The sequence below is a fragment of the Candidatus Hydrogenedentota bacterium genome (assembly GCA_019695095.1).
GTDB lineage: Bacteria > Hydrogenedentota > Hydrogenedentia > Hydrogenedentales > SLHB01 > JAIBAQ01.
Map to the genome: position 1 here is coordinate 1 of JAIBAQ010000195.1, position 10733 is coordinate 10733.

Genomic DNA, 10733 nt, shown 5'->3' on the forward strand with positions numbered 1-10733 from the left:
CCGAGCGGCGACGGCCCGGTTACACTCAAAGCAATCCACGCGACACTCTGGCGCGGCGTCAACGGCGATGCGGGCATCCTGATAGCCAACGCCGACACAGAAGCTCACGCGTTCACGTGCACGCTCGATATGGCGCAGCACGGTTTCACCGGCTCGAAGTGGCGCCTCGAATCGGTGACCACCGCCGAGAGCAAAGTCATCGGCGATCAAGACGGCTCAACCGTTTCTATCACAGTCGATGTGCCCGCGCGCGATGCGGTGCTGCTCAGGATTTCTCCAACACAGGGATAACATGCAACACACTAACGTCCGAGGCTTCATCGCTGCGTGCGCCGTCTCCAGCGGGGTCAAATCCAAACAGGGATGGATATCGCGCATCGCACTCTGCGCCCTGGGAGCGTGCCTATTCCTCTCAGCAGGCGCGCGCATTGAGGCCGCTGAGTCCATTTTGCCCGCGGGTTCGGACCCGCCATCGCTGGTGAGCGGCCACTTCCCAGACCGCATGCACGAATTCATCTGGAAGAACTGGAACCTTGTCGCGCCCGAGAAACTCGCCGCGATCCTCGGCGCCAACGCCCAGGATATCATCGCCGTGGCGGACTCCATGGGACTCCCCCCTGCCGCTGCCATCCCACCCGCGCAGCAAGGGCGGGATTACTACATGTTGATTCGACGCAACTGGCATCTGCTTCCCTATGAACAACTGCTGCAACTCGTTGAGATGACCCCCGAGCGCCTTGCGTTTGCATTGCGCGAGGATGACGCCCTGTACCAGAAACTGGGCCGGCTTAAGCCGCAGTGCGACCCGTTGCGCTACAGTCCGCCGGATGAGGCCGCCCGGAATCGCTCCGGGGAGATTAAGCGCATAGTTGCCGAAGAGTTTGGCGACGCCCTTGCCCGCCCCGCCGAACCTCGCTTCACGTTTCTTCAGCAGTTCCAGCAGCGCGCAGTTCCATCTGCTGTTACGGATGCGCACGCTGCCGGTTCCTCGCAGGACGCGCAGCTTCGGTTCATCTACTCGTATTTCGCGGCCTTCGGCGATCCGCTGGCGAATGCCCGCCTCGACCCCTATCCCGATGGATTGTTGCAGCAACTCTCGGCACTCGGAATCAATGGCGTGTGGCTCTCGGTCATCCTGCGCGACATGGCACCCGGCGGAGACGCGTTTCCCGAATTCGGCGCCGGCCATGAGCAGCGATTGGCCAATCTACGCTCGCTGACAGAGCGAGCCAGCAAGTTCGGCATCGGGGTCTACCTCTACCTGAACGAGCCGCGCGCCAGACCCGCCTCGTTCTTTGAAGTCGAGGGCCGCGCCGGGATGGCCGGCATAGGCGCGGGCGATGGATTCAGGACGATGTGCACATCGCATCCTGCCGTGCGCAAATGGCTCGGCGACGCCGTCGCGCACATCTTCAGCCAGGTCCCCGATCTGGCAGGGATCTTCACCATCACCACTGGCGAAGCCGTGACAAGCTGCGCCTCCTACGGCGACCGCCCAAGTTGCCCCCGCTGCAAGGATCGAACGGACGCGGAGATCGTCGCAGAGGTCAACGCAACGCTGGAAGAAGGCGTCCATCGGGTCAGTCCAAACGCAAAGGTGATCGCGTGGGACTGGGAATGGCACAACCATGGCGATGTGCGGGAAATCATTGACCGGCTTCCCAAATCCGTGTGGGTCATGTCTGTCAGTGAATGGGATTTACCACTGCGTCGAGGCGGAACCGAGACAACGGTCGGCGAGTATTCCGTCTCCGCCGTTGGACCCGGCCCAAAGGCGATTCGCCACTGGAACTGGGCAAAGGAAGCGCAGCTCAAGACCGTCGCTAAAGTGCAGCTCAACAACAGTTGGGAACTCTCGACCGTGCCGTACCTGCCCGTCATGGAGCTTGTAGCCGAGCATTGCCACAATCTCGCATCGAGAGGGCTGGACGGAATGATGCTCAGTTGGACGCTCGGAGGATTCCCTTCGCCCAATTTGGAGATCGCCTCCCGATTCCAGCATTCATCCCCCGCGCCTTCACCCGCAGAAACGGCCCACGAGAGTGCGATCCCCGAAGTCGACGCCGTGCTCGATGCTCTCGCCACCCAGAACTACGGCGAACACGGCGCGGCCCAGGCGCGCAAGGCGTGGCACGCCTTCAGCACGGCATTCCAGGAGTATCCGTTTCATCACAGCGTCATGTATTTCAGTCCCGTGCACCTCGGCCCGTCCAATCCGCTCTACCGCGAAAAGACGGGGTACACGGCAACCATGACGGGCATTCCCTACGACGACCTGACGACGTGGCGCGGACCCTACCCCGTGGATACGTTCATCGCCCAGTTTGAAAAGACAGCACAGGGGTGGCAATCAGGCATTCCACCGCTCAAGGCCGCCGGCGACGCAGTTCCTCCCGAACGAGCCGACGGTGCGCGCGCCGAGCTGCGGTACGCCCACGTCGCAGCCATCCATTTTCAGTCGGTGGCAAACCAGGCACGATTCATTGTTGCCCGCGACAAACTCGCCGACGCGGCCCAGTCGCTTACCGATGAAGAACGCGAAGCATTACGCAACGACATCCGGAACATCCTCCGGTCGGAGATTGACCTGGCCCATCAACTATTCCCCCTCGCCCAGGAAGATTCGCGAATCGGCTTCGAGGCCGCCAACCAGTACTTCTACGTCCCCCTGGATTTGGTCGCCAAGATAATCAACTGCCGATGGCTGCTGAACGACTTCTCGTAACGTCTGCCCACACCACTCGGTAGAACCATAGCGGAAACGAATGGAACACCGATGCGCGCGGTTCTGCCTTCCAAACGTTCCTATAGATATGCGCCGAGTCGTTGCACTGCGCGAGCAAAGATACGATCGGACGTAAGGTACCTGTTCCGCGAAACGAGGGACAAGCGGAGCAACGAATTCGATTCTTGCACGAAAACAACGCTTAGTTAATGACCGGCGGTCCTACGCTGAATCCTTGCGACTTCGCGCCTTAGCGCCTTTGCGTTGAATTCTTGAAAGCGCTGTCACGACTTAACGACAAAACCGACGCCCCGAACCTAACGCTAATGCGGATCTTCCTCTTCTACGTGCCTTTGCGCTGGCGGTTAAGGTCAGCTTTTCACGATTTCCCGTTCGCCGTTGCGGCCGCCTCCGCCTCTGCTTTCGCCACGGCATCGGCGAACGGATACGTATCCGGCAACACCGTCATCGTCGTGCACTGTCCCGCCGTGCCGCCATTCGGATTCGCAAAGACCACCTCGACGTAATACGCAAGCCACCCCTGTTCCGGCGCGGGCACGTTCACAGTCACGCTCCCCTGCCCCGGCAGGTCCTCCGAGGTCCACTGCGCCTTACGGAAATCGCGCGACGGCGCCGTTGCCTTCCACAGCTTTGCGCGCCCGGAAGCATCCGACCACTTCACCTCGAGCCCGCCATCATTGCTACGTTGCCACGTCATCTCCGGCAGCTTCGTGCCGTGCACAAGCGACTGGTAAAACGCGGTGATCGCCGCGATACCGCCCATGTTCACATCGTGCCCCGTGTTCGCGCAGTAATAGAGGAACTTCTCGCCTTTCAACTCGGGGAAATACGTGCTCGACGAATCGACATTCCAGTACGGATCATTCGTTCCCAGCACGATGAGCTTGGGCAACGTCAACATATCTCGGTACGAATAGGGATCGACAATCGCCCGCAACTGCTCGCCTTCCGGCGAGTTCATGCGCGCTTGAATATTGTTCTCCGTGTAGTCGGCGATCTGCTCGCTGAACGTGCCATAGCTCGCAAGCTGATTCTTAGCTTGCGGCACCATGTTGAGCATGTCGATCACGGCGGGCGCTATCCCCATGACCCGCTTATCCACCACTGCGGACAGCCATGTCGTCCATCCGCGTTTCGAACCGCCCAACACAAGGAACCCGCCAATGTCCGCTCCCATGTCCTTCTTTGCGACCGCCTGCACCGTATCCATCGCGCGCACCGCACTCTTCACCATCGGCAGCAACAGCGGCCAATCGTTTCCTTCGCCTCTCAGAAACTTGTCAAAGGTCAACGCAATGATCGCGTCCTCTTCCTTACCTTCAAACAGCGGCTGATTGGGCACCTGCTCGATCATCGCGACGATCGTACCCGTGTTCGTGGCCAACTGATTGACGACCCGCGCCTCCACCGATTTCAGATTCGGCGCCGTCCGATCGTTGTTCCCCCCCGTGATCAGCAGCATCGATTTGTCGGGATGCTTCACCTGCTCCGGTTTGATGATCGTGAGCCAGTGTTTCCATTCGATGCCTTGCCACGTCTGCGACGTCATCTGAACCGCGTAAACCGTATTGGTGCCCAGGAGCTGGGGCTCTGCAACGGTAAACGAGTAGCTGGCGTCCTCGCGATTGACATACTCCGCGAGCGGAGATGCCGTCGCCAGGTTCGCAACGATGCAAAACGCGCCGATAAGGAAAAGAAGGGCAGGACGCTTCACGTGACGATTCTCCCGTGGTCGTGCGCACGCCGTCGCGCGCGCTATCCAGGACACCTTGCCGTGTCGATAAAAAAACAGTCTAGCACATGAGTTACATTCCGGAAACCTTCCTAGAGAGCCCCTCTTAGAGAGTCAATCAAGGGAAATCTCAGGACACCCGCCCGGCATCCGTGACTTCTACCTTTCATGGATGTCCCTGTATTTCCTGGCCTACACTCCAGGCTCCCAAAACGGGCGACCTCCGCAGGGTGGCTTGAACATCCCCAAAGTCCCTGCTAAGGTTGGGCACACAAGAAGGCTAAAACCTGCTGCACTGCCACTTCTAAATTTGCGCCGGTATCTGTCGAAAGTTGGAGGTAAGCTCATAACCCTGCCGACCGCGCCGAGTTCATGCGTCTAATTCCAAACGCCGAAAGGAGGATTCAACAGGTTAGCTCACCGTGATTGCGTAATGCTCCCTGCGGCAGTCGCTTCCGTCATATTCTCCGTGGGACTATGTTCTTTCTGACACGCGCAGCCTGAAGCTCATACGCTTCAGGGTAATCGGCTCTTTGACAACAGCGAGGAGTAATTGACGTGGAAATGGTTCGACTGATTTACGTGAGTCGCATGACTGATATGTGCGAAATGGAAGACATTCACGATATCCTCAAGAAGTCGCGTACAAACAACGCCGCAAAAAACATAACCGGAATCCTCTGCTACGACCCCATCTACTTTCTCCAATGCCTGGAAGGACCCAAAAAGGAAGTAAACTCTCTTTACAGGAACATACTTCGTGATGATCGTCACTCGGATGTATTGTTGCTCGAATACAAAGATATCGAGGAGCGGTCATTCGGAAACTGGACAATGGCATTCATCAAGAGTTCGGAAATCGACCCCGAAACCCTTTTGGCGTTCACGAAAGGCGAAAAGTTCGACCCTTACGCACTTGGCTCGGAACGGGCGGGCGACTTCCTAGTGGCAATTGCCGCACAAGAACGAAAGCGATTGGATACACAACGGTGATGGAGCATGGCATCCAGCGGGTGGCCAAATTGGCGCACGATTAATGATACTCGTCACGGGCGCTACCGGCTATGTTGGGGGCAGGTTGGTAACCCGCTTAGAGGCCAGAGGTTTCCAGATTCGCTGTATGGCGCGCACGCCGGAGCGACTGAGGGATCGCCTGCCTCGAAGTGCGAAAATCGTCCGCGGAGACGTAACAGAACCGACAACGCTTGATGAGGCGCTTTGCGGAATCGACACCGCCTTCTATCTCGTTCACGCGCTCGCGTCGAGAGGAGACTTCGAATCAACGGAACTCGCCGGGGCTCGTAACTTCGCCGCTGCCGCCGAGAGGGCTGGCGTGAACCGAATCATTTATCTGGGCGGACTCGGCGACACGGAAAGCCCGTCTTCGGCACACATGCGGAGCCGGCATGCGGTAGGACAGATACTTCGTGAGTCCGGCGTTCCCACGCTGGAGTTTCAAGCATCCATCATCATCGGACCGGGTAGTCTTTCCTTTGAGCTCATCCGAAGCCTGGTTCAAAGGCTGCCCGTCATGCTCGTCCCCAGATGGGTTCGAGTGAAAGCGCAACCCATCGCCATCGACGATGTGCTCGAGTACCTCGTTCAAGCCATCGATCTTCCCATGTCCAAATCCACCGTGTACGAAATCGGTGGCGAGGAGCAATTGTCCTATCTCGACTTGATGAAACGCTATGGGGAAATCGCGGGATTGCGACGGCTGTATATCAATGTGCCTTTTCTGACCCCATGGTTGTCCAGCCTGTGGCTGAATCTCGTTACACCACTGTTTGCGAAGGTCGGACGAAAGCTCATCGACAGTATCCGCATCGCCAGCGTTGTCGCCGATGACAAGGCATTGAGGGACTTCACCGTCCGCCCGATGAACGTCAGTGAGGCCATTCGGCGCGCTCAGCGCGAGGAAGATCAGACGTTCCGGGAGACACATTGGTCAGATGCCTTGTCTAGCTCGACAGACAAATCCACCTATGGCGGTAAGAGCTATGGCTCACGAATTGTCGATTCTCGCACAATAGCGGTGGACGCCCTGCCAGAACGCGTATTTGAATGTATCGAACGGATTGGAGGGCCTAACGGATGGTACTACGGCGACTGGCTCTGGAGAATCCGCGGGGTCCTGGACCGTATGGTAGGCGGCGTGGGCATGCAACGCGGACGGCGTGACCCGATTCACCTGCGCATGGGAGACATCGTAGACTGCTGGCGGGTGGAAGCCATTGAACGTCCCTACAAGCTGTTGCTGCGCGCCGAAATGAAGGTGTTCGGGCGGGCTTGGTTACAGTTCGAAGTGAATTGCACGGACTCCGGAACAGAAATCAGGCAGACGGCCATCTACGACCCTCGCGGGTTGGTGGGTAATGTGTATTGGTATGCCTTGTATCCACTTCACGAACTCGTGTTTCGGGGAATGCTTCGAGGTATCGCAGAAGCCGCTCTCGGTAACGATGCCTCCCAACCTTGTGGCCGTGTGAAAAAGGTCGAGGCTAACCACAATTCCATGCCTCCTCTATCTTGAGCTGAAAACGAGTGCTCCTTCCTGCACAGCGGGCCCCAGCCGAAGCCGAGTACACCTGAGTCATGCTCGTCTCCTGCGCTGCGCCGACCCAGACGAACTATGCAATAAACAACAGCATCGGAATGCCTATGATGCCGTCAAAGCCCAGGAGCAGTGTGCTATTCTTTCAGCGGAATAAGACCTCGACGCAGACTGGCATTGTCAAAGGGGATAAGGAGACTCACATGCATACGCGCTGCTTAACCCTATTCATGCTGCCCCTTATGATTGCTCTGGCTCCTACGGCCTCGGCTCATCGACTCGTTGTGAACGACGGTTCTCATGTTGACGCTGACTCGGCCCTCGTCGTCACCGAGCCGGACGTTTCGCAACTAATCCTTCATGAAGTAGACCAAGAGAACCAGGAAGTCTGGCTTACGTTCCAAGGGCAAGCGGGAGACTTGATTTATCTGCAACTGGGGGTTCCCGTCATCGAGGCGCTCACCGAATATCACCCTGCGGTCGCGCTGGTTGGGCCGGGCCTACCCGCAGCGGAATTGTCGTTCGCCATACCTGGCGGCGCAGGCGCCGTGACCTTTGAGGCTGCCGATTTTCAGCCGAAATTCTTCTCCGAGCCCTTCACGGGAACCGAGTCCTGGATCTACGTTGAAGAAACCGTCGAGCTTCCAGTCGATGGTGAGTATTTCATCGTGGGCTATCACCCGGTCAGTGCGGCCGGCAAGCTCTGGGTGGCCTTTGGCGAAAAGGAAGTATTTGGATTACCTGACATTCTGGCCTACCCCGATACCCTTCGAACGGTTCGCGCCTTTCATGAGGTTTCGAATGAACCGCTTGGATTCATACCGCGACTTTTCCTGATAGTGGCCACCCTGCTGCGGTTTCTGATGTAAGTGCTTGACTAAGTTCGCTCTGACAATCTTCTCCGTTTGACGGCAGAGAATAAAGGACTATGATCTGACTCCTTCCTGTCCGCTGTTGGGCAATTTGCGCATCCTGCAGCGCTGGCCCGGCTTAAGGCTGCAGCTAAGGATGACTTCGGGCCGCGTGAGTAACGAGGGCGCGCGACACGGTCTGCCCGTGTGGGTCTGTCGCCGGATGCGGGTGACATAGTCTTCTCTATGCCGCCCTCCCCCCGTAGATCTGGTAGACTTAACACATGAAAACACACACGACCATCGACAGCTACATTGCGGCGCAACCCGGCGAGGTTCAGCCCCTGCTGCAGGCACTTCGCTCGACAATCCAGAAACAGGCGCCCGATGCGGAAGAGGCAATCGCGTACGGCATGCCCACGTTTCGGCTCAATGGGAATCTGGTCCATTTCGCCGCGTGTGCAAATCACATCGGCTTCTACCCCACCCCATCTGCTATTTGCGAGTTTCAGGAGAGCCTGTCGAAGTACAAGACTTCGAAGGGCGCGATTCAGTTTCCTATCGACAAAAAGCTGCCTCTTGCCTTGATTGGGAAGATGGTCAGGTTCCGCGTGAAGGAAAACCTCGCCAAAAAGAAGAAGTAGGAACCGTCCCGACTACCTGCGGTCGGTAGGTTGCGCTTCCGCGTGCGCAGGTGGCCGCGTCAGCCAAACGCTGACGTTCGTCTTGACCTTTCCCCACTTTAAGGCCTGCTTGTGGCTCCGGAAATACAGGTCGATATGCTCGCCCTGAATAGCGCTTCCCCGATCTTCGACGCGGCCGTATCCATACCCCGGCACGTACATGATGGTTCCAAACGGGTACTTGGTCGTGTCGGCGGCAATCGTACCTACCTTCGCCTTCGTGCCGCTGGCAGTAACGCCGACCTTCTTCGAATGACCCTTGTATTTCCCGCTGGCGATGACGGGACGGCCCATGCCAAGCCACGACCGTTTCCAATTGCAGCACTTGCCGCACTTGCAGTATCCGGTGACAACCATATTCTTGCTCATTGTAGGCGGGGACTGGGGAGCAGACGTGGTCGCGCAGCCCGCTATGAGCACAGCGGCAACGACGAGCAGACCGTATCCAAGAATACTTCTCCGCATGTCAATAGATTACCTTTCAACACCTAAAATGTCCAGAGGCCGACACTAGTTCCCCTCCCACTTTCACTTTCTCACCTTTCTTATGAATACGGGATGCGTTTTATCGTCAAATCGGATAAGATGAGGAGCGCCGTATTATGAGTGTCGCCTTGGACTACTCGTTATTCTACGAAGAGGAAGACGCCAGCACCTTGTCGCAACCTGTTCCAGACAGGGAAGTTATAGATGTTGATCGGGAACGCGTCGCACGCGCCCAAACTGGGGACTACTACGCTTTTGAGGAGCTTGTCCGGCAGTATCGCAACGACGTGTACGGCTTGGCCTTTCACTTCGTGCGCAACCGGGAAGAAGCCTGGGACATCTCCCAGGAGGTCTTTGTGAAGGCTCACCGGTCCTTGGCCCGGTTTCGGGGCGATTCGAGCTTCAAGACCTGGTTGCTCCGCATCACGGCCAACCAGTGCAAGGATTATTTGAAGAAACGCCGTCTTGAGACCGTCTCATACAATGACGCACTCGAAGCGGAAGAGGCGCCGAGTCAGTTTCAAGACCCGAGTTCCAGCGCCGAGGCAAAAGAAGTAGGGGAGGCGATCCAGATTGCTTTGAACGGTTTGCCGTTCAAACACCGGACGGCTTTTGTACTTCGCGAATTCGAAGGCTTGTCGTACGAGGAAATGGCGAAAGCCATGGAGTGCAATCTAGGGACCGTAATGAGCCGCCTTCACCACGCGCGAAAGAAGTTGCAGTTGACCCTACAGCGAATGGGAATCGCCGGAGGATGACGCCATGAATAAAGAACGCGAATTAGCCCGCCGCTTCGACACCGAAGGCGTCGAAGCCGCCATGCGCGCCGCGCAAACCTCCGAAGAAAAAGCGTATGTAACCAATCTGCAGCGCATGCGCGAAGGCGTGCGCGCCGTGGCCGATGTGCCCGAAATTTCCGATATCCAGTTCAACGCATTCATGGCAGGAATCCGGGAACAGATCGAAGCGCCCCAAAGCCGGCGCGGATTCTGGGCCTTGTTATCCTTGTCGACGGCCGCCCTGCTTGTGGCCTTGTCGGTATTTGTCGTGTTCATGTCAGATCACGGCAATTCCGAAAGCAAAGTGGAAGCAGCCACCACGAACTTGCAGGGAGCCACGGTCAATTCGTATGTTACCCCCGACGGAAATCCCGTCATTTGGATTAGCACGGCTTCGAGGGACGTACCGTGAAGACACTTGGGTTCGCGATTCTGCTGACTGCTCTGGTTTCACCCGGCGACCAGCCCCTTCGCGATCCGGTCACGCTCCAAGTTATCGCCGTCCACGCCACAAACGAGAATCATGGCAAGTCTGAAAAGGTGTTCGACTCCGGCCTGGAAAACGTCCGAAAGGCTCTTGAAGGACTCTCATTCGACACGTTCCACAAGCTTAAGTCCACCTCGAAGACCGTCAAACCCGCCGAGACGGCCGACATCGAAATTGACGATACCTATACCCTGCACGTGACTCCCGTCGCGAAAGACAGTGAAGAGCGCTTCCGCGTGAGTGTCGTCATCGACGAGACAATCGAAAAGGACGGGAAGAAGGAAACGCGCGAGGCGCTCAACGCTACGTGCGCGGTAGTACCCGGGAAGCACCTCGTCCTCGGCGGCCTCAACATGCCCAAAGGCCAATTGGTCCTGCTGCTTTCGATCGCGGAGTAACCCTCTCCCGCTGTAAG

General features: G+C 57.5%; 11 protein-coding genes. 9 read left to right on the forward strand and 2 right to left on the reverse strand.

The genetic code is table 11. The features are described 5' to 3' along the window. Both K1Y02_21970 and K1Y02_21975 read left to right on the forward strand, forming a co-directional pair. Positions 1-291 (forward strand): hypothetical protein (locus tag K1Y02_21970; protein MBX7259046.1); only part of this gene is annotated, 291 nt, incomplete at its 5' end. An 85-nt stretch (positions 292-376) separates the two neighbouring features. Then, on the forward strand, positions 377-2725 hold the full coding sequence (locus tag K1Y02_21975) for a hypothetical protein (protein MBX7259047.1): 2349 nt from the start codon (positions 377-379) through the stop codon (positions 2723-2725). Positions 2726-3104: 379 nt separating this feature from the next. Here K1Y02_21975 and K1Y02_21980 read toward each other — a convergent pair whose 3' ends face one another. After that, positions 3105-4460, reverse strand: coding sequence for a PhoPQ-activated pathogenicity-related family protein (locus K1Y02_21980; GenBank protein MBX7259048.1), 1356 nt, complete (start codon positions 4458-4460; stop codon positions 3105-3107). A 576-nt stretch (positions 4461-5036) separates the two neighbouring features. Between K1Y02_21980 and K1Y02_21985 the strand changes: the two genes are divergently transcribed. The 4 genes from K1Y02_21985 (at position 5037) to K1Y02_22000 (ending at position 8527) form a co-directional block, all read left to right on the forward strand. Further along, positions 5037-5471, forward strand: a complete 435-nt coding sequence (locus K1Y02_21985) for a BLUF domain-containing protein (protein MBX7259049.1) — start codon at positions 5037-5039, stop codon at positions 5469-5471. A gap of 43 nt (positions 5472-5514) precedes the next feature. Beyond that, on the forward strand, positions 5515-7011 hold the full coding sequence (locus tag K1Y02_21990; GenBank protein MBX7259050.1) for an SDR family oxidoreductase: 1497 nt from the start codon (positions 5515-5517) through the stop codon (positions 7009-7011). Positions 7012-7235: 224 nt separating this feature from the next. Then, positions 7236-7901, forward strand: coding sequence for a hypothetical protein (locus tag K1Y02_21995; GenBank protein MBX7259051.1), 666 nt, complete (start codon positions 7236-7238; stop codon positions 7899-7901). A gap of 266 nt (positions 7902-8167) precedes the next feature. After that, positions 8168-8527 (forward strand): DUF1801 domain-containing protein, encoded by a 360-nt coding sequence (locus tag K1Y02_22000; protein MBX7259052.1) that lies wholly within the window; start codon positions 8168-8170, stop codon positions 8525-8527. 12 nt (positions 8528-8539) lie between these two features. Here the strand turns inward: K1Y02_22000 and K1Y02_22005 are convergent, their stop codons facing one another. Then, entirely contained in the window at positions 8540-9031 is a 492-nt protein-coding gene (locus K1Y02_22005) for a 3D domain-containing protein (GenBank protein ID MBX7259053.1), read from the reverse strand. A gap of 137 nt (positions 9032-9168) precedes the next feature. On the opposite strand from K1Y02_22005, the gene K1Y02_22010 reads away from it, so the two are divergent. The 3 genes from K1Y02_22010 to K1Y02_22020 are packed head-to-tail and all read left to right on the forward strand — an operon-like array spanning position 9169 to position 10716. Next, positions 9169-9810: a sigma-70 family RNA polymerase sigma factor gene (locus K1Y02_22010; GenBank protein ID MBX7259054.1), complete on the forward strand. Its 642-nt coding sequence runs from the start codon at positions 9169-9171 to the stop codon at positions 9808-9810. A gap of 4 nt (positions 9811-9814) precedes the next feature. After that, complete coding sequence (locus tag K1Y02_22015; protein ID MBX7259055.1) at positions 9815-10243, forward strand: hypothetical protein; 429 nt, start codon at positions 9815-9817, stop codon at positions 10241-10243. Continuing rightward, positions 10240-10716 (forward strand): hypothetical protein, encoded by a 477-nt coding sequence (locus K1Y02_22020; GenBank protein ID MBX7259056.1) that lies wholly within the window; start codon positions 10240-10242, stop codon positions 10714-10716. The genes K1Y02_22015 and K1Y02_22020 overlap by 4 nt, the downstream gene beginning before the upstream one ends. The last annotated feature ends 17 nt before the right edge of the window (positions 10717-10733 follow it).

Excerpts from the sequence above, each read along its gene's own strand:
- K1Y02_21990 (MBX7259050.1), top strand. The coding sequence starts at position 5,515 with ATGATACTCGTCACGGGCGCTACCGGCTATGTTGGGGGCAGGTTGGTA.
- K1Y02_21995 (MBX7259051.1), top strand. The coding sequence starts at position 7,236 with ATGCATACGCGCTGCTTAACCCTATTCATGCTGCCCCTTATGATTGCT.
- K1Y02_22000 (MBX7259052.1), top strand. The coding sequence starts at position 8,168 with ATGAAAACACACACGACCATCGACAGCTACATTGCGGCGCAACCCGGC.
- K1Y02_22005 (MBX7259053.1), bottom strand. The coding sequence starts at position 9,031 with ATGCGGAGAAGTATTCTTGGATACGGTCTGCTCGTCGTTGCCGCTGTG.
- K1Y02_22010 (MBX7259054.1), top strand. The coding sequence starts at position 9,169 with ATGAGTGTCGCCTTGGACTACTCGTTATTCTACGAAGAGGAAGACGCC.
- K1Y02_22015 (MBX7259055.1), top strand. The coding sequence starts at position 9,815 with ATGAATAAAGAACGCGAATTAGCCCGCCGCTTCGACACCGAAGGCGTC.